The organism is Prochlorococcus marinus str. MIT 0912, from assembly GCF_027359595.1.
GTDB classification, from domain to species: Bacteria; Cyanobacteriota; Cyanobacteriia; order PCC-6307; family Cyanobiaceae; genus Prochlorococcus_B; species Prochlorococcus_B marinus_C.
This window is the reverse complement of the sequence record NZ_CP114783.1, coordinates 474279-496474: the sequence shown is the minus strand read 5'-3', so window position 1 is coordinate 496474 and position 22196 is coordinate 474279. Positions and strand designations below refer to the sequence as shown.

Annotated in this window: 44 protein-coding genes and 1 tRNA gene; 25 read left to right on the top strand and 20 right to left on the bottom strand. The window is 33.7% G+C overall.

Annotated elements, in window-relative coordinates; all coding sequences use genetic code 11:
• Window positions 1-77: 77 nt before the first annotated feature.
• The gene (gene psbA / locus O5640_RS03080) at window positions 78-1160 is read right to left on the bottom strand and encodes a photosystem II q(b) protein (protein WP_011294225.1); all 1083 of its coding nucleotides are present in this window, start codon (window positions 1158-1160) and stop codon (window positions 78-80) included.
• Between the two features lie 724 nt (window positions 1161-1884).
• Here psbA and O5640_RS03075 point away from each other — a divergent pair.
• Genes O5640_RS03075 through O5640_RS03060 form a run of 4 tightly spaced genes read left to right on the top strand, consistent with a single transcriptional unit; the run spans window position 1885 to window position 2515 of the window.
• Complete coding sequence (locus O5640_RS03075; RefSeq protein WP_011823186.1) at window positions 1885-2091, top strand: chlorophyll a/b-binding protein; 207 nt, start codon at window positions 1885-1887, stop codon at window positions 2089-2091.
• 33 nt (window positions 2092-2124) lie between these two features.
• Window positions 2125-2244, top strand: coding sequence for a high light inducible protein (locus tag O5640_RS03070; protein WP_011294968.1), 120 nt, complete (start codon window positions 2125-2127; stop codon window positions 2242-2244).
• The gene (locus O5640_RS03065; RefSeq protein ID WP_269613163.1) at window positions 2244-2390 is read left to right on the top strand and encodes a high light inducible protein; all 147 of its coding nucleotides are present in this window, start codon (window positions 2244-2246) and stop codon (window positions 2388-2390) included. Before O5640_RS03070 ends, O5640_RS03065 begins: the two co-directional genes overlap by 1 nt.
• Window positions 2390-2515 (top strand): chlorophyll a/b-binding protein, encoded by a 126-nt coding sequence (locus O5640_RS03060; RefSeq protein WP_011294605.1) that lies wholly within the window; start codon window positions 2390-2392, stop codon window positions 2513-2515. The genes O5640_RS03065 and O5640_RS03060 overlap by 1 nt, the downstream gene beginning before the upstream one ends.
• Window positions 2516-2595: 80 nt before the next feature.
• Here the strand turns inward: O5640_RS03060 and O5640_RS03055 are convergent, their stop codons facing one another.
• Window positions 2596-2877 (bottom strand): hypothetical protein, encoded by a 282-nt coding sequence (locus tag O5640_RS03055; protein ID WP_269613162.1) that lies wholly within the window; start codon window positions 2875-2877, stop codon window positions 2596-2598.
• A gap of 187 nt (window positions 2878-3064) precedes the next feature.
• Window positions 3065-3337: a DUF3303 domain-containing protein gene (locus tag O5640_RS03050; RefSeq protein WP_269613161.1), complete on the bottom strand. Its 273-nt coding sequence runs from the start codon at window positions 3335-3337 to the stop codon at window positions 3065-3067.
• Between the two features lie 416 nt (window positions 3338-3753).
• Here O5640_RS03050 and O5640_RS03045 point away from each other — a divergent pair, with 416 nt between their 5' ends.
• The 7 genes from O5640_RS03045 (at window position 3754) to O5640_RS03015 (ending at window position 7714) form a co-directional block, all read left to right on the top strand.
• A complete protein-coding gene (locus O5640_RS03045) occupies window positions 3754-3921 on the top strand; it encodes a hypothetical protein (RefSeq protein ID WP_269613160.1) in 168 nt (55 codons plus the stop codon).
• A gap of 42 nt (window positions 3922-3963) precedes the next feature.
• On the top strand, window positions 3964-4254 hold the full coding sequence (locus O5640_RS03040; protein WP_269613159.1) for a cytochrome oxidase: 291 nt from the start codon (window positions 3964-3966) through the stop codon (window positions 4252-4254).
• 817 nt (window positions 4255-5071) lie between these two features.
• A complete protein-coding gene (locus O5640_RS03035) occupies window positions 5072-5275 on the top strand; it encodes a hypothetical protein (RefSeq protein WP_269613157.1) in 204 nt (67 codons plus the stop codon).
• 236 nt (window positions 5276-5511) lie between these two features.
• A complete protein-coding gene (locus tag O5640_RS03030; RefSeq protein WP_269613155.1) occupies window positions 5512-5898 on the top strand; it encodes a hypothetical protein in 387 nt (128 codons plus the stop codon).
• A gap of 143 nt (window positions 5899-6041) precedes the next feature.
• A complete protein-coding gene (locus O5640_RS03025) occupies window positions 6042-6341 on the top strand; it encodes a DUF3303 domain-containing protein (RefSeq protein ID WP_269613154.1) in 300 nt (99 codons plus the stop codon).
• Between the two features lie 539 nt (window positions 6342-6880).
• Complete coding sequence (locus O5640_RS03020) at window positions 6881-7078, top strand: hypothetical protein (RefSeq protein ID WP_038653268.1); 198 nt, start codon at window positions 6881-6883, stop codon at window positions 7076-7078.
• A 318-nt stretch (window positions 7079-7396) separates the two neighbouring features.
• Window positions 7397-7714 (top strand): hypothetical protein, encoded by a 318-nt coding sequence (locus O5640_RS03015; protein WP_269613153.1) that lies wholly within the window; start codon window positions 7397-7399, stop codon window positions 7712-7714.
• A 179-nt stretch (window positions 7715-7893) separates the two neighbouring features.
• On the opposite strand, the gene O5640_RS03010 is transcribed toward O5640_RS03015, so the two are convergent.
• Window positions 7894-8019, bottom strand: a complete 126-nt coding sequence (locus O5640_RS03010) for a hypothetical protein (RefSeq protein WP_269613152.1) — start codon at window positions 8017-8019, stop codon at window positions 7894-7896.
• Window positions 8020-8548: 529 nt separating this feature from the next.
• Here O5640_RS03010 and O5640_RS03005 point away from each other — a divergent pair.
• Entirely contained in the window at window positions 8549-8710 is a 162-nt protein-coding gene (locus tag O5640_RS03005) for a hypothetical protein (RefSeq protein WP_269613151.1), read from the top strand.
• 48 nt (window positions 8711-8758) lie between these two features.
• On the opposite strand, the gene O5640_RS03000 is transcribed toward O5640_RS03005, so the two are convergent.
• Complete coding sequence (locus O5640_RS03000) at window positions 8759-8932, bottom strand: hypothetical protein (protein WP_269613150.1); 174 nt, start codon at window positions 8930-8932, stop codon at window positions 8759-8761.
• Window positions 8933-9230: 298 nt separating this feature from the next.
• Here O5640_RS03000 and O5640_RS02995 point away from each other — a divergent pair, with 298 nt between their 5' ends.
• Both O5640_RS02995 and O5640_RS02990 read left to right on the top strand, forming a co-directional pair.
• Window positions 9231-9404, top strand: coding sequence for a hypothetical protein (locus O5640_RS02995; protein ID WP_269613149.1), 174 nt, complete (start codon window positions 9231-9233; stop codon window positions 9402-9404).
• 938 nt (window positions 9405-10342) lie between these two features.
• Window positions 10343-10675: a hypothetical protein gene (locus O5640_RS02990; RefSeq protein WP_269613148.1), complete on the top strand. Its 333-nt coding sequence runs from the start codon at window positions 10343-10345 to the stop codon at window positions 10673-10675.
• A gap of 149 nt (window positions 10676-10824) precedes the next feature.
• Here O5640_RS02990 and O5640_RS02985 read toward each other — a convergent pair whose 3' ends face one another.
• Both O5640_RS02985 and O5640_RS02980 read right to left on the bottom strand, forming a co-directional pair.
• A complete protein-coding gene (locus O5640_RS02985) occupies window positions 10825-11028 on the bottom strand; it encodes a hypothetical protein (protein ID WP_269613147.1) in 204 nt (67 codons plus the stop codon).
• Window positions 11029-11215: 187 nt separating this feature from the next.
• Complete coding sequence (locus O5640_RS02980) at window positions 11216-11383, bottom strand: hypothetical protein (RefSeq protein WP_269613146.1); 168 nt, start codon at window positions 11381-11383, stop codon at window positions 11216-11218.
• A gap of 159 nt (window positions 11384-11542) precedes the next feature.
• Between O5640_RS02980 and O5640_RS02975 the strand changes: the two genes are divergently transcribed.
• The 4 genes from O5640_RS02975 to O5640_RS02960 all read left to right on the top strand — a co-directional run bounded on the left by O5640_RS02975 (window position 11543) and on the right by O5640_RS02960 (window position 12887).
• Window positions 11543-12007, top strand: a complete 465-nt coding sequence (locus tag O5640_RS02975) for a hypothetical protein (RefSeq protein ID WP_269613144.1) — start codon at window positions 11543-11545, stop codon at window positions 12005-12007.
• A 57-nt stretch (window positions 12008-12064) separates the two neighbouring features.
• Window positions 12065-12220: a hypothetical protein gene (locus O5640_RS02970; RefSeq protein ID WP_269613143.1), complete on the top strand. Its 156-nt coding sequence runs from the start codon at window positions 12065-12067 to the stop codon at window positions 12218-12220.
• A 10-nt stretch (window positions 12221-12230) separates the two neighbouring features.
• Entirely contained in the window at window positions 12231-12482 is a 252-nt protein-coding gene (locus tag O5640_RS02965; RefSeq protein WP_269613142.1) for a hypothetical protein, read from the top strand.
• 222 nt (window positions 12483-12704) lie between these two features.
• On the top strand, window positions 12705-12887 hold the full coding sequence (locus tag O5640_RS02960) for a hypothetical protein (RefSeq protein ID WP_269613140.1): 183 nt from the start codon (window positions 12705-12707) through the stop codon (window positions 12885-12887).
• A gap of 50 nt (window positions 12888-12937) precedes the next feature.
• Here O5640_RS02960 and O5640_RS02955 read toward each other — a convergent pair whose 3' ends face one another.
• Window positions 12938-13150, bottom strand: a complete 213-nt coding sequence (locus tag O5640_RS02955) for a hypothetical protein (RefSeq protein ID WP_269613138.1) — start codon at window positions 13148-13150, stop codon at window positions 12938-12940.
• Between the two features lie 421 nt (window positions 13151-13571).
• On the opposite strand from O5640_RS02955, the gene O5640_RS02950 reads away from it, so the two are divergent.
• Window positions 13572-13817 carry a hypothetical protein gene (locus tag O5640_RS02950; RefSeq protein ID WP_269613137.1) on the top strand — a complete coding sequence of 82 codons (246 nt, stop codon included), beginning with the start codon at window positions 13572-13574 and terminating at the stop codon, window positions 13815-13817.
• 109 nt (window positions 13818-13926) lie between these two features.
• Here O5640_RS02950 and O5640_RS02945 read toward each other — a convergent pair whose 3' ends face one another.
• Complete coding sequence (locus tag O5640_RS02945; protein ID WP_269613135.1) at window positions 13927-14094, bottom strand: hypothetical protein; 168 nt, start codon at window positions 14092-14094, stop codon at window positions 13927-13929.
• Complete coding sequence (locus tag O5640_RS02940) at window positions 14094-14228, bottom strand: hypothetical protein (RefSeq protein WP_269613134.1); 135 nt, start codon at window positions 14226-14228, stop codon at window positions 14094-14096. Before O5640_RS02940 ends, O5640_RS02945 begins: the two co-directional genes overlap by 1 nt.
• 23 nt (window positions 14229-14251) lie before the next feature.
• On the opposite strand from O5640_RS02940, the gene O5640_RS02935 reads away from it, so the two are divergent.
• Window positions 14252-14377 (top strand): hypothetical protein, encoded by a 126-nt coding sequence (locus O5640_RS02935; protein ID WP_269613132.1) that lies wholly within the window; start codon window positions 14252-14254, stop codon window positions 14375-14377.
• A gap of 170 nt (window positions 14378-14547) precedes the next feature.
• Here the strand turns inward: O5640_RS02935 and O5640_RS02930 are convergent, their stop codons facing one another.
• The 7 genes from O5640_RS02930 to O5640_RS02900 form a co-directional block, all read right to left on the bottom strand.
• Entirely contained in the window at window positions 14548-16242 is a 1695-nt protein-coding gene (locus O5640_RS02930) for a protein adenylyltransferase SelO family protein (RefSeq protein WP_269613131.1), read from the bottom strand.
• 210 nt (window positions 16243-16452) lie between these two features.
• On the bottom strand, window positions 16453-16704 hold the full coding sequence (locus tag O5640_RS02925; RefSeq protein ID WP_269613129.1) for a hypothetical protein: 252 nt from the start codon (window positions 16702-16704) through the stop codon (window positions 16453-16455).
• A gap of 7 nt (window positions 16705-16711) precedes the next feature.
• Entirely contained in the window at window positions 16712-16996 is a 285-nt protein-coding gene (locus O5640_RS02920; protein WP_269613128.1) for a DUF3764 family protein, read from the bottom strand.
• A 140-nt stretch (window positions 16997-17136) separates the two neighbouring features.
• Window positions 17137-17481, bottom strand: a complete 345-nt coding sequence (locus O5640_RS02915; protein ID WP_269613127.1) for a hypothetical protein — start codon at window positions 17479-17481, stop codon at window positions 17137-17139.
• A gap of 107 nt (window positions 17482-17588) precedes the next feature.
• A tRNA-Gly gene (locus O5640_RS02910) sits at window positions 17589-17660 on the bottom strand.
• Window positions 17661-17723: 63 nt separating this feature from the next.
• A complete protein-coding gene (locus O5640_RS02905; RefSeq protein WP_269613126.1) occupies window positions 17724-17888 on the bottom strand; it encodes a hypothetical protein in 165 nt (54 codons plus the stop codon).
• Window positions 17889-17998: 110 nt separating this feature from the next.
• A complete protein-coding gene (locus tag O5640_RS02900; protein WP_269613125.1) occupies window positions 17999-18595 on the bottom strand; it encodes a hypothetical protein in 597 nt (198 codons plus the stop codon).
• 244 nt (window positions 18596-18839) lie between these two features.
• Here O5640_RS02900 and O5640_RS02895 point away from each other — a divergent pair, with 244 nt between their 5' ends.
• Genes O5640_RS02895 through O5640_RS02880 form a run of 4 tightly spaced genes read left to right on the top strand, consistent with a single transcriptional unit; the run spans window position 18840 to window position 19773 of the window.
• On the top strand, window positions 18840-19052 hold the full coding sequence (locus O5640_RS02895; protein ID WP_269613124.1) for a hypothetical protein: 213 nt from the start codon (window positions 18840-18842) through the stop codon (window positions 19050-19052).
• Window positions 19052-19249, top strand: a complete 198-nt coding sequence (locus O5640_RS02890) for a hypothetical protein (RefSeq protein WP_269613122.1) — start codon at window positions 19052-19054, stop codon at window positions 19247-19249. Before O5640_RS02895 ends, O5640_RS02890 begins: the two co-directional genes overlap by 1 nt.
• Window positions 19250-19432, top strand: coding sequence for a hypothetical protein (locus O5640_RS02885; protein ID WP_269613121.1), 183 nt, complete (start codon window positions 19250-19252; stop codon window positions 19430-19432). It begins immediately after the preceding gene.
• A 56-nt stretch (window positions 19433-19488) separates the two neighbouring features.
• A complete protein-coding gene (locus O5640_RS02880; RefSeq protein ID WP_269613120.1) occupies window positions 19489-19773 on the top strand; it encodes a hypothetical protein in 285 nt (94 codons plus the stop codon).
• A 146-nt stretch (window positions 19774-19919) separates the two neighbouring features.
• Here O5640_RS02880 and O5640_RS02875 read toward each other — a convergent pair whose 3' ends face one another.
• Both O5640_RS02875 and O5640_RS02870 read right to left on the bottom strand, forming a co-directional pair.
• Window positions 19920-20720: a TIGR01548 family HAD-type hydrolase gene (locus O5640_RS02875; RefSeq protein ID WP_420063693.1), complete on the bottom strand. Its 801-nt coding sequence runs from the start codon at window positions 20718-20720 to the stop codon at window positions 19920-19922.
• 26 nt (window positions 20721-20746) lie between these two features.
• Window positions 20747-20899: a hypothetical protein gene (locus tag O5640_RS02870; protein ID WP_269613119.1), complete on the bottom strand. Its 153-nt coding sequence runs from the start codon at window positions 20897-20899 to the stop codon at window positions 20747-20749.
• A gap of 678 nt (window positions 20900-21577) precedes the next feature.
• On the opposite strand from O5640_RS02870, the gene O5640_RS02865 reads away from it, so the two are divergent.
• Window positions 21578-21790: a hypothetical protein gene (locus O5640_RS02865; protein ID WP_269610572.1), complete on the top strand. Its 213-nt coding sequence runs from the start codon at window positions 21578-21580 to the stop codon at window positions 21788-21790.
• Window positions 21791-21873: 83 nt separating this feature from the next.
• Here O5640_RS02865 and O5640_RS02860 read toward each other — a convergent pair whose 3' ends face one another.
• Window positions 21874-22047: a hypothetical protein gene (locus tag O5640_RS02860; RefSeq protein WP_269613118.1), complete on the bottom strand. Its 174-nt coding sequence runs from the start codon at window positions 22045-22047 to the stop codon at window positions 21874-21876.
• Window positions 22048-22196 lie beyond the last annotated feature (149 nt).

The following is a 22196-nucleotide window of genomic DNA, read 5'->3' as shown; positions in this document are numbered from 1 at the left end:
TTATTGTTTATTAAATCAAAAAAAAGCAAAAAAAAAAGCCCTCTAAAAGAGGGCTTTAAAAAAATCAAGTTAAAGACTTAACCGATTGCAGGTGCAACAAGAGCTACAGAAGTAGACTCAGCAGCTGCTAGGTCAAGTGGGAAGTTGTGAGCATTACGCTCGTGCATTACTTCCATACCAAGGTTTGCACGGTTAAGTACGTCACCCCAGGTTGGTACAACCTTGCCTGAAGTATCAACTACAGACTGGTTGAAGTTAAAGCCGTTCAAGTTGAACGCCATGGTGCAGATGCCCATAGATGTCAACCAAACACAAATCACTGGCCATGAAGCCAAGAAGAAGTGAAGGCTGCGGCTGTTGTTGAAGCTTGCATATTGGAAGATCAAACGACCGAAGTAGCCATGAGCTGCAACGATGTTGTATGTCTCTTCTTCTTGTCCAAACTTGTAACCGTAGTTCTGTGAATCAAGTCCTGTGGTCTCACGGATAAGTGATGAAGTAACCAAAGAACCGTGCATTGCAGAGAACAAAGCACCACCGAACATACCTGCTACACCAGCCATATGGAATGGGTGCATCAAGATGTTGTGCTCAGCCTGGAAAACGAACATGAAGTTGAATGTTCCAGAGATTCCTAGAGGCATACCATCAGAGAATGAACCCTGACCGAATGGGTAAACAAGGAATACAGCGAAAGCTGCTGATACAGGAGCTGAGTAAGCAACACAGATCCATGGGCGCATACCTAAACGGTATGAAAGCTCCCACTGACGTCCCATGTATGCAGAGATACCAATAAGGAAGTGGAAGATTACAAGCTGGTAAGGGCCGCCGTTATATAGCCACTCATCAAGAGTTGCTGCTTCCCAGATTGGGTAGAAGTGAAGGCCGATAGCGTTACTTGAAGGAACAACAGCACCAGAAATGATGTTGTTTCCATACATGAATGAACCAGCTACTGGCTCACGGATACCGTCGATATCAACTGGAGGAGCAGCGATAAAAGCAACGATGAAACAAGTTGTTGCCGCAAGAAGGCAAGGGATCATCAATACACCGAACCAACCGACATAAATACGGTTGTTAGTGGAAGTAACCCACTCGCAGAATTGTGGCCAACCTTTGAGCAACGAAGAACGCTGCTGCTGAATGGTGGTCATGAATAAGAGCGTTAAGTATTTGCTCGGGAGAGCAATAAGAAAGATCAGAAAAAATCTGACAGACGGAATTTAGCTTCTAAATCAGATATCTAGGATGGGTAAACTCACCAGAATTTTGCCAATAGCAATTAGTAAATCTATTGGTATGAATAATTTTTCCTTATCAGATAAGTTCTTTTTTACTCCTGTTGATCGGTGGATAAGTGCTATAGATATTACCCTGGCTTATATGTTTGATTTCAGGAAAAACTATCTTCTGATTTTGATGAACTTTGATCTGACTATTTAATTTACTTATTGAGATTTTTGTATAACTTCAGATACAACGTTAGTTAAGAAAATACGGAAGTACCAACTTCATAAGCACCAACTAATAGCAGTAGTGCAGGAAGATTCCACAGAACAATTAGTTTTGCAGCAGTAGCTTTGTTGATTGCAAGCATGACTAAAGGTTTTTTTCTGTGTGTCTAGAAGGTGTATCCAACCTAAAAAAGAGCTCTAAAGTGCTGTAGGACGGTTGAAGTAGGGCTAACCAGTTCGGGCTATTTATACTTATCACAGTGATCAATAAATCTAATCATGTGATCAATATCTCTCTAATTAGTTGCTGTATTTAGTGTTTGAGGCTTAAAGCTATTAAGAGTTAGAAGAAGCCGTACCCGACCGTATCTTTCACTTAAAAAATCCATACTTTACATTACTTCACATCAACGCAATTCCAGTAATGACAAGTTCAACCTCATCTCAAGTAATCACTGAGTACGGCAAGCAAAATATCTTTGGCCGTGAAACACAGCCTCAGCTTGTAGAGGACTACACCAGTTATCCAGAAGAAGCAGAAAAGACAAATGGCCGTTGGGCAATGATCGGAATGGTCAGTCTTTTGGTTTCATACTTCACAACAGGTCAAATCATTCCTGGAATTTTCTAAACCAATAACTACTAACAAGTAACTACTAAAACAATGCAACCATCTAACAAAACGATCTTAGAAAGAAGCATCGGCAGACCAGCCATGATGGCATTCGTTCTTCTAACAGGTATCTACCTAACAACCGGTCAACTTATCCCAGGTGTCGTTTAATGAAAAACCAAACTACAGAAACTCAAAGAGTAGAAGAAGGCAAAGTAATTGCTGAAAGACTCAATGGTCTCGCTGCATCTGTTGGCTGCTTGGCTCTTGTCGGTGCATACCTAACAACCGGTCAAATCATTCCAGGTTTCGTGTAATGAACAAAGAAACTAACTACTGGAAAACAGCAGAGCAAATGAATGGTCGTCTAGCGATGATGGGCTTCTTTGCTGCAGTGATTAACTACGGAATAACAGGTTGGATCATTCCAGGAATTGTTTAGTCCTTAGTTTTATAACTAATAAAAAGGCCTCTTCTCTGTCATTACGGAAGGAGCTTTTTTATTGCTTTAAAAGCGAATTTTTACTTTTTAATGATACCTCCTTTTTCCCATCTTTTATAAAGTACATACCCGATTAACAATAGAACAATCAAGAATAGGTTTTGATTAAAAATCCCTATTATTAGATAAGCAAATACCGGTAATAGTAAGAATCTTTTAGCTGAGAGCTTTTCTTCAAATGTTAAATCTTTCCATTCAAGATACCTTCTCCATTGAAAAACTCTTTTCATCTCTCTCCTTTTAGATCTTCTCCTCTTGAAAAAGCTATTAACTAAAAACTTTAGATCTTCTAGGTGGTTCATGATGATATTTCGCAAAATTTTCTATGTTACTTGTTAAGTTGGAAAATTAATAAATAAACAATTTGGTCAATAGATATTTATAGCCCTCCTTCTCTGACGTTTTAGGATTTTATTTATTTAGGATTCTCTTCCTCTCCAATAATAGAAAATATATTGAATTCCTCTTATGGTAATTATACGTTTTTGGTCAACTGTAGATTTTTGCGCAAATGGGGCCAGCTTCTTCATCTGTAAATACTGGAGTTGTTTCCCATTCTAGAAATTCAGCCCATTCAGCTGCATGCTGATAAAGTGCTTTTGGGTCTTCTGATTTAACAAGAATCCAACCTTCAAGTGATCCTGGAGCGTGATATCTACCCAACATTTCTGCTCCTTCATAAGGAGCACCTGTCGCTAAAAATTTCTCAGCACCTTTTTGGTGGTAACCAGGCTTGAATTTCCAATGCTGAATGTAAAGCATAAGTCAATTTGTATTTATGATCCTTATAAACGAATTTAGTATTTATTGCTTGTAAAGATCATCACATTTAGACACTTATCTTTTTTCTCAGGAACATCAAATCATCCCAAGCTGAGTACTTGAGAAATTTGCCTATTCTGGGTGCGGAAAGAAATATGTTTAATTAATTTATATGCTTTCTTATTTGCGTATTTTTTTACAACATCTCTTTTTTCTTTTGTATGTATGTATGTATGTTTCAGGTCTAACTGTTTAAGGACTGGATATAGGGTTAGAAACTTTGCTCATAGCCTATGATAATTTAATTGATTCAAGTGTGTAGTGATGAGATATAGCAACAATAAGAAAATTAGGTGTTAAGACGCACTTGCTTACTATGACTAATAACGTGTTAATTGTTTAACTGTTTATATTTAATGCCATCACCAGTTCTTGATGATTTCATTGATGATTGTTTTCTCAATGGAGATGATATTTGTAAATTTCAGATTTATAGATCAAGAAAATATGAGAATAGGGTCAATCCAATTGCTTCTCAAATAATAGCGTCAAAGCTCAAGAATGATTTAACTGGATTATTGTAACAATTACATGTAAAATAAAGTTAATGGTATCAAATTTCTAAAATGCCATCAAATAAAAAACAAGTCTCAGTTCCATGGGAATTAAATATTGGGGAAGATAATTATCTAAAAGAGCCTTGGATTCTTAAGAAAGGGAAAGAGTTTATTACTATTGAGACTGATAATAATAATAAAGGAAATTTTTTTCTTCAAAAAAATGATGAAAAACGTCTTTCTTTAAGTGCTTTACAAATTAAATTGACCTATCATCAACTCATTGATTTTGGTTATAAGCTTCAAAAAACAAAGAGAAAAAAAACAAAAAATAAAGCTATCACTGATGAATCAATTTGAGATTACAATTGTTTTTTTGTTAAGATTCCTCGGTCTTAAATTAGGTTGATCAACAAATTCAAATTATTTTACTCTTGGTGAACACTCTTCAAAGTGTCTTTACGTTTATTGAAAAAATACTATATCTAGATTTTATTAAAGATATATATAGATATATTTGAATGAAGATTCCCAAAGCAATTATTACCAAGCAAAAAACAATTCACAATAAATTTTCTTTTGAAAATGAGGTTGGTTTATCTTCCTATGATTTAGCCTTGATTTCAGTTGATAAAATCAGTAAGAAGAGCAAGCCTAATATTAATGACTCTTTAAAAACTTATTTTTAATCTAAGTTGGATTTTTAGTCGTTTGCTTTGCAAAGTTAGTCAACCATACCTCTTTATTGTAGTTATTTGATTTCTTTATACCTCTTATAACTACTACTTACTCATGTATGTAGTAGTTGTAACTGAATCATTACAACTTTTTATTAAAGTGAAATTAATTTAGTAAACAAAATAGGAGGGAAATATCACTATTGGGTTTTCTCTGAATTTGAATGCAATTAAATTTGCAAAAGTTAATAGTTAGGCTTCTATGATTTGAATAATTCATTGCATTTCTGCATATGCAATAACTTGCCAGATTATTCAAGCGATATTTAAGTCCAAATATATACTCCGGTAAAAAAACGGAGGTCAAAATACTCTGGCATTAAGACGGATTTACTATTTGTGTCTGTTTCTATTAAACCAGATATAGATATACAGGTACAAAAAAATAAAAGTTTAGTAGGGGATTTAAATGCTCTCTTCTTCCAAATTAATTTCATAACATGAAAAATCAAATTTCAAAAGACCAATCAAATTTTCCTGATGAGTATCGAAGGAGGTCACAAGCTGAGATGCAAAGAAGATTTGTTGATCTACAATTTAAGAGAAGTGAATTGGAAAAACAGTTGAAAACAGTTAATGAAGTTCTTTTCTCTTTGGGTCGAGAAATGGAGCAACATTTTTCATATGAGGAATTTTATAAATAGAGTCGAACTTTAAATGCGCTAATAAATACAATTGTTTTATTCCTCTGCCTATAGGATTTGAATATTACCTTTTTATATGAAATAATTCTTGATTGAATTATTTATTAATAAATATAGACTAGAGTATTTAAGTTTTTAAGAAAAGATAATTTATGTATATTTACTGTAAGATTTAGATGACTTTTTTTATTTTTTGGCTTTAGTAGATGTAACTATAGTAATAGCTAAAAATAATTATGAGTTTAATAAATAGTATAAAACATGGATTAATATGTTTATCTTTATTGTTTTCAATAATTACTTCTACCTCTTTTAAGGTATTTGCTGAAGAGATTGATTGGATAGAAGTATCTAAGATAAATAATGAATTAGTATTTATTGATCCTAATTCAATTAAATATAATAATAAAGGCTTCCTTTCAGTTATAACAAAATACTCTGAGATTAATCCAGAAGATCATAAAATTATAAATTCTGATTCTTTCTTAATGGCTTTTGATTGTGAGAATAGATTATATAGTAAACTCCCAGTAAATGGGGACCTTAAACAAGTGAAAAATTGGATAAATCCCATTGATAATAAGCTAATTAAAAAAACTATTGTTAATAGCTGTTCTTATTAATAAGTAATTCCGTAATAAAAAAAGACCTTATTATGTTTTTCAATTCATAAGGTAAGCTCACCAAGTTATAGAAAGGAAATATTTAATTGAATTTTTGATATCCCTCAGCAAAGTAGTTATGTTTGTTTTTATACCCACGATTTATGCAGCGTTATCTAATCTCCTATGAATTTAATGATGGAGAAGATCAAGAAATAGGTGGAGATATGTTGGTTAAGTGGTACGAAACAGGAGGAGTAGAGAATAGACCAGAAACCTATGAGGTCCATTCGTGGGTTTTTATGATTCAAAATGGTATCGGTCATTGTGTCGTTAGGGCGGACTCTTTAGAAACGATATGGAAACTGTGGCATCCTTGGAGGAAATTAATGGATATAACTATTCAGCCTTGTTCAGATCTAGAAGAAACTATCTCATTGATCAAACAAACCAGATCCAAGTAGACATAATTGACTTGAATATTAAAACCATACTAAAAGTATGTTTTTTTTTCATTCCTACAGGGATTATTTGTTATTGGCATGATGGTTTCCCCTTTTAAACCATTGTTCCATCTGTTTCAGAAACATTGCCGTATTTTAGAGTCTTCGTGATGTTCTTGATGCACAATTTAGTTATAGTTTTTTTATTAATTATTTCGATTTTGATAAGAGATTTCCATTCTGCCATAAAAGTTTTTTAGCGGAGTTGGTTTAATTTATTGCTTCTTAATAGTTGCTTTTTCTTTAACACAATAATTGCAGCCATTATTATTGATGCTGGTCCAGCTACATTCACCTTTTTAGATTGGTCTCTTAGTAAATCCTTTTTTGTGCAGCTAGTTATTACAGAGAGCTATGAATTCATGAACAAATTAAGTCTGAACTTTTATAGAGCTGTAAATAAATTCCGGATAATGCCATGGAGCGGTGATAATTTTTACTAAGCAATGAATAAAATGAACACGATGGTCTTTATGCTCTTCCTGAATTGAAGACAATTTATGCTTACTAATTTATTTGCTTCTGCATTTCCTTGGCTTTGGCTTGCAGGGACTGATCTTGGAATAAATCATTTTACTACTGATTTGATTCTTGTTGTTTCTTTTGCAATTTTGACAGCCCTACCCATGTCATTCCTAAGGCCAACAATTAAAAAGTGGGAACAAGCTGGAGTGAAGAGCTCTCTTTTTACGAAGTAGAATTTAGAATTTCACAGTATATTTCTCCAGGGGGTGGCATTACCACCCCTTTTTTATTGGTAATTCTTACGGATTGATTTTTTTTTCTCTATTGATTTAATAAAACAAATTAAAATATTTTATGGCAATTATTATAGCTTTCTTGAAAAATAAGTTTTTTAAAATAAAAAACAGGTTTGATGTGCAAAAAGTTCCAATGATGATGATGAAAAATCTTGAATCAATGGCTTATTTGAAGAAGATTTAAAACGAAATAATCAAGGTATAAGCCAAACCTATTTATAAGAAAGTATTGTTAATCTAGTTAAGGCTTTCGTTATGACTGCTACTGCTGATGAATCAGTAAAAGAACAGGAATTAATCTCATTTGGATTTGTAGAATCAGCTGGTGTAAATTCTATTGCTGAATTCGTCCCATCAAATTTGAATGTAATGGAAACAAATGAAGCAAAAGAAAAAAATGATTTTATCAATATCTTTATTTGTCATCTGATTTTTTATGCGGTTTTTTGCATTTCCCTTTTGATGCACATCCTTATTGATCTTGGTCTTGGATCTTTTATTAAAAATAAATTTATTAAATTTATTGAAATAACAAAAAACATTTTTGTTGAGAGAAGCCCTGCTTTCGCCTAAATAATTGCTATCAATCGATTAACTATGCCCTACAGTTAATTCGAGGCGTGTTTTTAGATTTTTGGCTAACTATTTGATGCCATAAGAGATTTGCTTCTTTTGCTAAATCCATATATTCATTTCTGCCTTTAGCCTTCTTCATTTTCAACAATGTGAATGCATACCGATATGTGAGTCTTTTAGTCATCATCTTCATGTGGTTGGATACAAGGATGTATCAAAGAATCAAAATTGATTGTATTTAATGTAACACTATGAACTTTTTCTATCGTAAAACCAATCACTGCAGTTATTTGACTAGCCACTAACTTTTCATCAGAAAATCGTTTTTACTGGAATGTGCACTTAAGGTTAAATATGTTTTTGGACTCTTGGTTTTGCTTTTTGTCATTGTTTCTATTTTCACTATTAAAACAATAAAAATTGAATTCAACTTATTTATTAAAGGGATTCGCTTATTACTGATAAAGTTGATTCTATTGATATAAATTTAAATTTGATACTCCAACAAGACATATTTCCTTCTACTAACATCACCATATAAATTTAAATTCTTATGGGAGATAAGAAGAAAAAGAAGAAGTGCAAAAAGAAAAAATGTTCTGCTTGGAAAGGTGGTAAATGTATTTGTCATGGTCAATAAAAACAGTCATAAATATCAGGTTTAATTAGCCGATACACATTTTGAGGAAAGTCAAAATCTTTTTAAAGGGAAATTAACCTAGGGTTAGCACTACCTCGACTGAACTACATTAAGAGGGATTTTGTTTTTATATTCAAGAAATATGTACTTTTTTCTTACTGCTTCTCCTTAAGCAATCTAATTTTTAAAAAATGACCTCATCTAATCGCCCTAAAAACTGGTCCGAGTGGAATAATACAAAGCATTTCACTGATTACTCAAGAGATTCAGACACAGGGAAATTTGTTCGCTTTACGATTGCAGCCTTACTCTTCATTCCTGTTGGATTCCTTGCTTATATGACCACTATCTAGATTTTTTTATATTCATACAGCTACGAAAGGATAATGAATTGTTATTTATTAGCTTTTCAACCTAGTAGTAAATGCATCACCTTCAGCAAATATTTTTTTTCGATTAATACCCGCAGGCAAAGCAAAAATTAGTACCACAGATAGGAAAACAATTAAATCCAATGGGAATCTTCCAATTCCCCATTCTGAGAAAGCTAGACCTAATATTGAGATTTGCACCATGATTTTTATCGGTTAGAAAAAATTTATATGAGAATTTTATATTTGGAATATTTGCTTAGCAAAAGTTATTGATGGATCTTGAATTCATCTGTATTGATACTAACTGCACTTCCCTAGCGTTGATATATTTCATCGCTCCACTTAACTAAAAGCTTGGATTTTGAAGCATCCTAATAAAGTGTATTTTCCTAAAACCATTAATCGGTGAATGATTTTGGTATTAAAAGAAAAGGTGGGAGCAAAGAAAAGTTGTGTTTATATATAGTTTCAGTCCATCAAATAGCTAACACTGAAGCTAATGAGTAAGAAAAAGAAGACAAAAAAAACAAATGACAAAATTGTTCAAAAAGTTGTTGAGCAAATACAACCTGAAAAAAGCAACACGCTTATTTTTGGTGGGATTTTACTTGCAATGAGTTCTATCGGACTTTTGATTTTTGTACTTAGCGATAAGGTTTTTCATTTGAGTTAAGACCTTTAATTTCTATTAATAATTGCTTATACAAGAAATATCTTTAAATTTTTCATCCATTACCAATTGCTGAGATAATTTGTTTAAACAAATTATCTGACTTAAAGAAATTTTGCTAATCCAATTCTTTATGAAAAGCAAGATATTCATCATCTTTAAGAAACAGAATAACCTCAACATCATTTCCAAACCCTTTACACCAAGGTTTCATCATTTTCAAATTGCTTTGTGATTGGACGCTTTTACAATCACCCATCCATTGGCCCCTTCGGGATTCACAACTCTGTTGATGACCTAGAAACCTTCAAATTTGTCTGATCCTCAACTATTTTAGACAAATTGAGCAAAAACCTGAGCCGATTTATATGTTTTTCTCGATCGGAAACTGCCAATGAATTAATTAAAATTGTATAAATTAGTAAGAAAAAATTATTACAACACATTTTTAAAATAAAAATTTTACTCTTTCACAATGATGTTGATAAGCAAATTTGTTTCATCAGAGCTATCTATTGAGTTTCGCTGAAAGAGAAACTGGTAGAGCAATGAGTAAATCAAACCGAACAATGTAAACCGAATAACACTCACTCACGCTTTTGTTTTTATTATTAGAGAATTATAAAAATATTTAAATTAAATGAACTACTTTAAAAGGGTTTCTCTAGAAAAAGTTTTAAAAGAGGATATTTTCTTCAATTACGTACACTATTCAATTCTTTTAGAAGATTCTGAGTGGTAATGAAAACGACTGAATTACTTTTGATATTATTTTCGTTGTCCTTTTCTTTTTTAGGAATATCTTTGCTTGTTTTTTATTAGAAACTATTCAACTTTTTTTATACAACTTCTTGTATTGGGTTAATTACTCATGTGCATTAGATTTAAAAAGTGCTTTGATATAGATTAAGAAATTAAAATCTTTGCTTTCGATTTATCAGATGGAAGACCAAATTAATGCTGCCGAAAAAAGCACATCTATTTCCGCCGAAATATGCCAATGGTCAGGAGCTATATTTGGAATTTTGTTTGGGATTGGTTTCTTTCTGACTGAAGTTCAAAAAAACGATTTAAAATCTTTACCTTGGTGGAAGCCAATCTCTGCACTTATCGCTGGAGCAGCAGTTTCTGCTCATGGTAGTAATGTTGTTAATAACAAAAGGACAGCGGAATTAACTGCTTTGTTAGTTAGATCAACTAATAGCGCATCTGAGTTGCCGATAGCAAAGTCGTCAGAATATTCTGATCTTTTAGAAGACTCTGATAATCAATAAGCCATTAAGCTATTTAGCAATTAATAGTCATTCTAAAATTTTTATAATGCTTCTCTTTTTAAATAGCGAGAAAAGAGAAACCTAAAAATGTCAATGATAATGACGAAAATATTAAAATTAGTTCAGTGTATTTCATTTGAGGCACTCTATTAATTTACTCTTTGAGGTTGTGCTTGATAAGTACAGATACCAAATTGCAAACACTCCATCTCTTCATCGCTGTTTGATGGATGCTTTGAAAAAATGAGTCTTTCAGATAGTTGCCTAAGAACAAGTCGAGCAGCATTTTCTGCGGCTTCTGTAGTCAATTGGGCAAAGCGATTTCCGTAAGACATAGGAGGTCGAAGATCCATAATTTATTTCTACTCCTACAGGGTGAATGATACCTAGAGAATAAACACTTAAGTATTTATTCTTTTTAATAATCAATAGTTAGTCTCTCGAAATTTGTATGTTTTGATAAATTACTACCCTGAAAATTTGTAATGATTTTAAGTTAGGTATACAGCATTTTAATAGTTGATGGGATTGGATTTATTTTCACCCAAAATACAACTCTTCAGGTCTAGGTGATTGAGTTTTCACAGTACAAATCCCAAACTGTAAGCATTCTTGCTCTTCATCTTTTTGCTGTTTTTCAGTTTGAATATTAGTGAAGAATAATTCTTGGATCTTTTGAATTAACGCTTTGAATGGATTAAAGGACATAATTAAGCTCCCTAAATACTCTTTAACTTTTCTACTATATTCGTGTAGCAAAAACTAGAGAGTAAACCCCAAAGTATTTATACGCCTTTACAGGGTGTGAAGAGGACGTTTTAAGTATTTAATGATGTGCCTAGATTTAACAATATATAAAGTTACAGAATGATCAAAACAATAATAAGAGCAATGTATTCTGCTTTTATTTCTATTGTCTTAATCTCAATTGTTTTGGTGGGCTGGACTTGTTTTGCTTTTATTTCCCAACCCACAAAATCTGGTGAAATAATTAATGTGATACAAGATATGTATGAAAGTCAGAAGTCAGTAATCATAGACGTTGTTGATCTTTCGAAATTACTAATAAAAGATAAAAGTGAAAGAATAGCTAGTGAAGATAATAATCTTTTAACAGAATCAGAATTTCTGACAAAGCAAGAAGAAATGTCTCTATTTGATGAGTCGTCAATTCTAGAAGATAATGGTGTTAATCCTCTCGGGATAGTTATTGAACCATCTTTGCCTGAAGTAAGCGAAGAAAATTTGCCTGAAATTAGTGTAGAACCATTAGATAGTGATCAGAGTGAGGTCTCTATGAATGAAATGGAAAAAGGAATGGACATGAATTAAGTCAGTTAAACGAACTTTCTTAAAAGGCTTTAATATTAAGTGGTTCCAATTTGTCTTATGAATAAAATTCTACCTTTAGTATTTGCCCTTTCTTTTACTACAGCTCCTGTTTTGGCATGGGGTGAAGGCGGATGCTCTTTATCTAATAAGAACAAAGCAAGTCAAGATGAGACTGTTGAGCAAGTTGATAGTTCCGATTCTACCGATCGGTAATTTCAAGAAAATGATTGACTCATTGCTAATTCGAATTGTTTCTTTCTCTCTTGCTCTTCTTCTGATTTTTTGTCCTGCGGCTGTTAATGCAGATGAAATAGATTCATCGATTATAGAATCAGATCCTACTGAAACCGTTCAAGTCCCTAAGCAAATGACAGAGAAGCAAATGAACGATCTTTTTGGCGAAGATCCCTATTTAGGCCAAACATCTTATCTTCAGTCTCCGGAGGGCTTTAGTCAAAGAGAAAAATCAAAATAATCGAACTTTTATTATCGAGAAAAGCCATAGTAAAGCGTCGAGTAAATTTGCAACGTATTAATAAAACAATGTCTTTCATTAAAAGCACTAGTTGATCCTTCGATAATGTCTTTATGTATCAAATAGTGTTTCCGTGACTGTATAAATACTTGAGTGTTCCTTCCCATAGATTTCTTAAACCAATATGAGTAGAAATTAAGCAGGTTGTTTAGATGTCTAACTATGCCATTCTCAAAGCAATTATTTCGAAATTTTTCTGGGGTTTCCCATCAAGGAAATGAAATGTCTGATTTGTTTTCTAATTACAAGCCAAAATATGATGATGATGTGATGGAGTGTTTGCAATTTGGTATCTGTTCTACACGTCCAGTCCCACCAAGGGAAATACCCTATTTTCACTTTTGAAAAACTACTTTCCTACAATTACTTTTCACTATTTATAGGACTTAATTAAGCTAATTAGACAAGGTTAGCCAGCGTAAAATTATTAAAATCAAAACAGTAGTAACTAAGGGGAATGCTGGGTAACGAGTTTTGAAATTAGCAGGAGGCCAGGGAGACCATGAAATAAGTCTTCCTTTGGGCTCTTTAAGTATCTCCTTTTTTCCTGAATTCTTTGATGTCTTTGGGGTAAAACCAAGTTTTTTGTTTTTATTTGCTTCTATCATAGCTATTTAATTTAAACAAATTTTAAAAGGTCAATTTGCATAGTGTGGCTTTGAGGGCAACTTTATTGATCTTATTTTTTGTTTTTTTTAAGATGATTGGTACACACACATATCAAGAGGTTGAATAACATTCTAATAGTTGTTTTTGTGCACTCTTCATTAAAGAAGCCTTAGCTCTAAGAATCTCTCGTGCAATGTTCAATGAGAGAAAAAGTATTGAGAGCTTTAATGCTTATCAATGTATCCGAAGTTATCTAGTAGATTTGTCAATGCAAGAGTTAATTGAACTCGCTAAAGACTATGGCATCGAAGTGGGTAAAGCTCTTCGTTGAATAAAAAATTGGAGGTTAACCCTACACGCGGTTGATAATTTCCCTTTTCAGAATGTTTATGTGATAAATCAGTAACCAAGATTTGTTAAATGAGTAGGCACAACGTTCGTGTAAAAGCTAAATACCCGCATGGCTTCATAAAGAATTTATCCAAAAGTAAAATTGACGATCGACAAGAAAATCTTCATATGTTCACCAAAGTTGTCATGGAAAAGCAAGCTTTGAGAGAGAGGTACATAAAGCTAATGAATGATGCTGAAAGAGCCGTTGGCAGGAAAGAAGCTATTTACCTTCTTAGAGATGCTGAAATTATTTGGCAAAAAATTAATAGTTGAGATTTTCTCTTTTTTACTTTCTTGAGTTCAATAATTTTTACAATTCGATCGTATTAAAAAAAAGAAATTTCTAAATCACACAAGTTAGTATTTAAAGTGTTAACTCTAGTTATAGATCTTCATTATATTCAGTCATTAGTTCAATGAGATCATCAACTATTTCATCTTCATCTTGCCCAATGATAGTTTGGGTCCCAAGGTCAAAGGTAGATTTTAAATCAGAAAGTAATTCCCTATCTTCTTGGTTTAGAGGACTTGTTTTATCGAAGTTGTGCATTATTTATATTCAGAACGATCAAAGTTGATTTCAAGTTGATTAATGTTATTTGTAAATTGATCTAGCCCCCATAACTCTCCTCTATCAGAAGCTTCAACTATTGATTCGTAGAATTCAGGAATATGTGATGACATAGTTCTAAATGGAGATGGGTGAGATGCCCGCAGAAAGTTGGTGGAAATTAATCACCCCAAAAGAAATGAGAGCGGGAATGAACCAACTAAATGGAAGAAAAATTCTGATTTTAGATTTTGTATCTTCGGACATGGTTCAAAATCAATAAGTTTATAGTGCATTAAATATTCCTTTATCGAGAGAATGATTGGTTCGGTTCCCTATATAAAAAAGTCATCCAAAGAATCTTTTTATGTTTGTTGTTCTTATTGAAGATAATTAAACTTTGGTTTAAATTCTATAGCTCAAACTTCGTAAGTTTTAAATTCTGGTGTTGATTCATGAGGAACAGCTGTAATGGGAAATCCCACCGGCTCCAAAGAATTTCTTGGGCTTGAGTCTGTCGTATTTTTTCTGTACCTCTAATGATTGTTCCTCGTAAGGTTTGTCTAAAACTGCTTGTAGTTCCATTATGAGACCATAGTCGCCTTTCTCTGCCATTTCGTATGCTGGTGTGATGAGCCATTCCCTCCATGTGTATTTTGGATTAATGCGTTTCATTTTTGCTGATATTTTATTTTGATCACCTTTTTTAATTACGTGCTCCCGCCATCTTTGCAACCAACTGATCCATTTGGTCTCAATCTCTTCTGAAATTGGTAGATAGAAGCTATCTTTCAAGTCCTTAAGTTTTTTGGGGATACTTGAAAGTTTTCGGAAAAAGATTGTGTAGTCGACCTTTGTGTGAACCATGAGTTGTAGCATTTCATTTACTAGAGGTGCGTCATAGGTGACTAAGCCTAGTTTCTTTGTCCACATGTTCTCCATTTTCTGATTCATTACCGTAGTAAATCCATCGCGGATGATATCTAGCCTATCCAGTGCCTTTGCGTTGCCGGTAAGTAGAGGTCGAATCGCCCCCCAAAACATTTGATAATTTGCTTCGGCAGCAACTTGTTGGTTAAAGAAAGCAAAATGTTCACCACCTCCTGTCCAAGGTTGGAATCTAGGATCGAAGAGTTCGCAAAAACCAAATGGACCGTAATCGAGGGTGAAACCTCCTGCAGCGCAGTTGTCACTGTTGAAATTACCTTGGCAGTAGCCTATCCGCATCCAATTAGCTACTAATGATGTGAGTCGTTCTCGGAATGAATTTGCGAGCTCAACGACTTGATCGCTAAAGCTAAGGGTCGGATCAATTTCCTCCTTGTAATTTCTTACGATTAAGTGCTTCACAATCATCTCGAGCTCTTTCATTGCATCTTGATGCTCATTGTTGCGTACTCGACGTGCAAAGAGTTCTATCTGACCTACCCGTAAAAATGATGGCGCGACTCGTGTTGAGATTGCAGCTGGTGTCTCTACCAAGATGTCTGGATCGATTGAATTGGAGTCTTTTGTATACCAAGGCCTGCGGACTGTTTCAGATTTAGAGACATACAGTGTTAGAGATCGTGATGTTGGTACTCCGAGTGATTGCATATATTCCTGCGCTAAAAACTCACGAACACTTGAACGAAGCACTGCTCGTCCATCAGCCCCTCTACAGTATGGTGTTGGACCTCCTCCTTTCAGTTGCATTTCCCATCTTTTGCCATTAAAAAGACCTTCAAATACAGAAATAGCTCTCCCATCTCCATAGCCGTTACCTGTCCCAAATGGACATTGCTGAGTATATTCAGTTCCATAGATAGATAGTGCGTAACCGGTAGCCCATCCAAATGGTCGCATCGGTGTTGTCGCAGCACTTATGTCGCCGGAGAATAGACGACGAAAAAGCTCATCTAGAGCAAGTTCCTGACTCAAGCCTAACTCGTTAAATAATATTTTACTGTGAGCGACATATTCTGGCTTTGGAATTGCTGTTGGAGTAACAGGTACATAGTGACCAGAAAAGACCTCTCTTGTTAGGTGGTCGTCACCATCATCTGTTGCCTGAGGATCAGGTTCGAGAGAATCCAATAATGAGTAGTCAGCTTTTTTTGCAAACTCTGAGAAAGTTCTAGTTGTCTGCATAGCTTTAGTACTGCCCATTTAGATCTTTTTGTAGTTGGTTAAGTCTTTAATTTGATGATTCTTTCTTTTATATTTCTAGCATAGATTCGAAGCTTTAATGTTCTTAAAATTTTTGTTTTGTACTAGCCGATAAGTCTAAAAAATGGAGAGTAAATTTTGGATTCAGTTGTTCGTTGGGAAAGTTTCAAGACATAAAACTACAGGGCTAATTCAACTCAATGTAAAAAGTTAATTCGTGTCAGCTACATTTTTAAAGAACTCACAATAAACCATTAAATCCGACTCTTTTTCTGTTTTGAGATTTAGGTCTGAAATTGCTTTAGCTGTTTCAATTCTGTAAGCATACCAATCAAGGCAAAGATTTCTTTGTCTTTGTGTCTCAGAGATTACATTTGATTTTAAGGAACTGACTCGAGAAGTGTTCTTTGTACAGCCACTCATAAATACAGCAAATACAACAAGAGAAAGAAAGTGCTTCATCTTTTAATTAATTTCGTAAGTAACTAGTGATGACGGTTGAATCATAAATGTATCCAGCTTCCTCAATTAAAGGTTTTACTTCAGGATTGGAAAACATTGCGATTGATTTACCTTCTTCAGCCTGCTCTATAACAACGGCACTACTTGGATCATCTTTATTTATCCCTCTATAAAGAAAAACAATTTTTTCTTCTTTCATAAGTTGTTTGTTTTCTTCACTGTCATATACCGCTGCCCATTGTTCAAACGGAACAGAAATCTTAAAGTTGAATACAGTTGTTTCTAGAGCCAATTATTTGATTAGATGATCATGAGCCAAACGAACATTGCATATTTTTATATAAAATTCTGTCTCATTAATCATATCTTCAACTTCTCCTAACACAATTATGATTTTTTACTGTCATCACTATTAATTTTCTAAATGACTGATTATCTAAAAAGACCTCCTTTTTTCTTTGGAGTCTTTGCCTGAAGCTGTTCTTCTACGACTAATCTTGCTTTCTTATGAGCAATTTTAGATTCAACCATTGTTGTGATTGATATCAAAAATAAGCCTCCTATTCCAATTAATTGTTCGGCTTTTGTTGGCTCTGTATCACCATTTAAGATGGCTCCTAGAATGAACCAAGCTGTAGCTGCTCCTACAGTTGCAAAGTAAGGAATCCAGCGACGTTGGTAAAGGTATCCAGCACCTAAGCCAGGAAAGAAATTTAATGTTGTCGCTACCCATCCACTGGATGTAGCAAGAATTTGTTCCTTAGAGGGATTATCCATGTAAAACTCTAAAATCAAATTATGTCGATATCAATTGTTTTCTGTGGACTGAACTTGCTGTTGTGAGTTACACCACACAATTAGAATTTAGTTTCGATTTTTTTTCAAGCGGATGACCAGACTCGAACTGGCGACATTCAGCTTGGGAAGCTGACGTTCTACCACTGAACTACACCCGCAGATCTTTAAGTTAGCGAAGTTAAATGACTACCCTATCTTTAGACACTTTCTGAAATGAGAGTCTAATCAGTTCTTTTAATGCCCATATTTCTTTTTCTGCAGTCTTTTTCTATTTCTTTTTTGATCATCTCATAAAGCGCTAATTCTTCTGGATCTTCAGAACCAAGTCCATACCCCATCGTTGCAGCAATATAAATTTTGTGTTGTCTATGAGAACTCAGACTCATTAGCTTTTAAACATTAATCAACGTAATGGGATGAATCATCTTACCTAAGATGATAACTGCAAATGTAATTTTAATAAGTCATAGCGATCTTGAAGTTGATCAATATCTTATTAAGCAGAAATGATTTCTTTTTTTCTTGATCTCTTTAAAACTGAGTAAAAAGCTAAGACACTTATCGTTCCTGATGGACCTATAAATACATGCCATATTTGTTCGCCTGAACTTGAAAGTAGAATCCCAAAGAATGTAGTAAAGATTACTCCCGTGATGGGATAAATAAAGAAGACCCAATCTTTAAATCGGTTCCACCATTGCAATATAAGTAGAATACTTATTAATACTTGAATTAAAAGAGTTGTTGATTTGTCTAGTAACCAATAAGAAAAAACCGCGGCAATTATTAACAAAATATTGCTAGTTATGATCGACTTGTTTTTCGCTACTGAAATAGTAAAGAACGATAATCCAATAGAAAGAAATGAATAAAACAGCCAATTATATATTGATGAGTGATCTACATATATCCAATCCGTAGTCGTATGATCGAACATCTCAAACATTGAAGCAAGACCTAGTGAGATAAAGGCAAAAGGTGGTAGCAGAGGAAATCTAATTTGCTTGAATCTGTTTATGGACTTAATTCCAATAAGGATAGGGATGAGAAATGCTTGTAGATGTGCTAATAACAATAATGATCTGAAGGTCAATTAAGTTAATTTGGAGCTAATACGAAATTAGCAACTTTATTGAAATCTTCCTAATACAGGAACTAATATTTTTTAAAGAAACTTACCAATGATTGAAACCGGGTTAGTTGTTTAACAGAGGAAACCCGAGGACGGACTAGGCGAATATTTGGACGTTGACCGCACATTCCAAAAATAATTAAAATGTATTTCTAAATTCAAGCTAATACTAAGATAAAAGCAACAAGTTAATTAGTCAGAAGATATGTTCTTAATTCCTCCAGACTCACTTTCAAGATTATTGGTTGTAATGGTGGCGACAGTTGTTGAGAAAATGAATTTTTTTGCGGTTTTAGACCCTTTCATAAAAACCTTTATGCAAGTTTCACTTGTCATTGGAACATTGAGTCTTGCGGGTTTGGTTTTGCTACTTAGGAAAATTGAAAAAGATCATCCAGAACGTATACGTTGGAAGTAATGAGAAAAGAAAACCAATTCAACTCCGATTCGAATTATCCAGAAAACTTTTGGCCGAAAATATTAACTCTTCTCTGTATTGGGGCTTTTATTTATTGGGTAATGACTTCTCAAAATGCTGATAAAACTCTCGATCAATATCTTTTTGACCCAATTCTCAGACTATTTGACAGAATAAAAATCAATGATTTTTCGTAAATGATTAACAGACTTATTTCAAGTGAAAGATCCAAATGGATTTTTGTGATTGGTGTGGTTGCCATTGGTGCAGGATTCACAGCAAAGAATGTGATCTCCTATCCAACTGAATGTATGAGCGAAGAAGTTGTACAAGACTTTGTTACACCTAAAGGAACTACAAGCAATTTCGCCATTTTCTAGTTTTTTTTCCTCAATAAGTCAAAAAAGCCTCTACATTTGAAGAAAGAAATTTTAAAATGTTTTTCTTTAATCCATTTTGGCCTTTAACAGCTTTAAGAATCGCTTCATTAAAAGCAACTTCAACATTACTTTTACTTCTTTTAATTAAATCAAACCTTCTTCGTTTGAAAGGTGGACTGATAGGCGGACTCGTTGCACTTACACTTATTTCTGGATTAATTGTCTCATCAACAGTTGCTGGTGGAGCTGCTTACTACATTCTTCAAAATAAGAAATCAAATGATGATGAAGTAAACATGTCTGACGATGATGTAATTAATGCTGAAGCAGTTTCAGCTTGATTTCGTTTTGCAGTTACGTGCTAAAGATGGTTAATTGCTCATAATTTACTAATTGTTTTGAACACCTCTCTAACAAATTATCTTATGTAGTTTTTTATTGTTCAACTGAATAATTATGAAAAATAAAAATTAGATTATCGAACTATCTATTGGTTTATAAACAAATTTAGAATTTCATTTTTTAAATTGTCCATCGATTTAATAATCAGGTCTGCCCCTGCTTTACTCAACTCTGCCTCATAACTTAGACGTTTCTCTCGACTTGAATCTACATGTAAATGTGGGGGAGCAATAGCGATACTGATAAATTTCTGATCAGGGATCTTAATTCGAGCATTTATTACTGTTTTAACATCTGCAACAGTATCTCCAATATATGCAATTGGAGGGTTGGAAAGGCCTAAAGGATTTTTTGAAAGTTTAGAAGATAATGAAATAAAACCTGTTGGATCAGGTTTTTCAGGCGCTTCACCCATTGCAATCAAGGGAGCATAGGCTAAGCCAAGCCTCTGCTCTAAGACGAATTTCGCTGATGGTAATTCAGCTCCACTTACGAAACCCCAACCAATTCTTCGCTGAGTTAATTCCTTAAAAAGTGTTTGTTTGACTAATAAAGTTTCATCCTTAATAAAACCTGACCATTCACTAGAGTCATGGTTTGGATCTCCACCAAAATAAAAGTTTTCAAAGCATTCAATTAATATTTTTCTAGACGGAGCTGAAAAAGAAAGATTGTTTGTTTGTACATGTCTATTAATCATCTCTAGGCTCAAATCCCAATCATTGTTCCAACAGCCTTCACTTTTTATAGAATCAATATCTTCTATCGAGGGTCTCCACCCACTAAAAAAATTTACAGTTTCTTGGATAGCCAATCGATAGCTGTTTGTTACGTCACGAATAACCCCATCTATATCAAATAAAATTAGGCCAATATTATTCATCATTGAGTTTTTCTTATGATTAAATATGTTCAATGAAATTTATTGTTTAGTTGAAGCTTAAGTTCTAATTCACGATCTTTGAGACCTTTTTCATTTTTAATAATTCGATTACCGACCCAGGCAATTCCTATTCCAATGGTTGCGGGTATACCAATTACTGAAAATCTTGTAAGGCTTTGCATTCTTTTTGCTAGATAATAAAGAAGATTTGTTTGAGTCTTCTTTGAAGTTAACAAGCAATTTCAAAAATTAAAATATTAAGTGAATTTCAACTTGTTTTGGTTCTTCTTAAATCTCTCCATAAGCAGGCCATCAAATAGAAATAACCAGCCATTGCAATTATAAAAAATGATGTCATCAGCTTTGCTCTGCAGTGGACATTTGAAAAATTGAAGCAGAACTAACTACTAAAAGCATTCCGAATAGAATTATGTGATATGGAGTAAGCATGATAAAAACTTAAACACATAAAAAATCTAACCAACGAACTAAGTCGATGTTGTAGTGCAATGCGAAGTTTTTTGGGGTGGTTACACCAATATTTGAGAATATGAGGTAAAACCATATTGAATAAATTGGAATGTAATGGTTGGTTTCCTTTTCTTAATACTAAAGCCAGTACTCTTTTTGATGTTGAAAAAATTTTTTAAGAAGCAAATGAAAGCTTTTATTATCAGTGCAATTGAGTGGCTAGTTCTTCAAACAGACAATGATTTAGACGATAAGATTCTTGCGAAGGTGAAAAGTGGAATGAAATTGGGTGTCGTTTGATCAAATGCTTAAGCAAGTGGTAAATGGATTTACAATATTGACTCCATGCAAAACATATTTATATTTTTGTTGTTAGGTGACTCTAAACTATGACTGAAAAATGTGAAACGAAGTGGTCACCCACTGAAGATCAAATCGATAACATCATTATTCCAGCAATGCAGGGAACAGCTCAGCAATACGCTAAGTATGCTAGTGAACTCCAATGTCCTCCTGCATTTATCGCACTAATGCTTCGAGATATTGCTGATACTTTTGAAGAAAATGCAACAATAGGAGACAAAGGTTGTGATTGTTGTTAAACCACCTTCAATTCGTCTACCAATCAAAAGTCAGCAAGTTAACTATCCAGTTATACCAATAAGGTATTTTGTTTGATACTTTTTTATTTGCCTATTAAGCACAAGTAACGAGGAATACCCGAACTTTTTGTGTATTGCTTGCCTTGTTCCTCGCATTGAGACATGTTTTTCATTTCTATTTTTTCTATTCCGTAAGTACTGTTTTGAAGGATCAACCAAAAACTTTCGGCTTGTACATTCATAGCTGTCAAAAACATAGCCGATAACAAAAATAATAAATTGCGTTTCATAGATCTTCTACTAATGTCCTACTCTATCCAGAATTAATTCACGTTTTTGGAGGGATTTCCTCTTTTGCACCCGAACTGGTTAGCCCTACCTGAACCGACCTTTAAGGATAGATTAT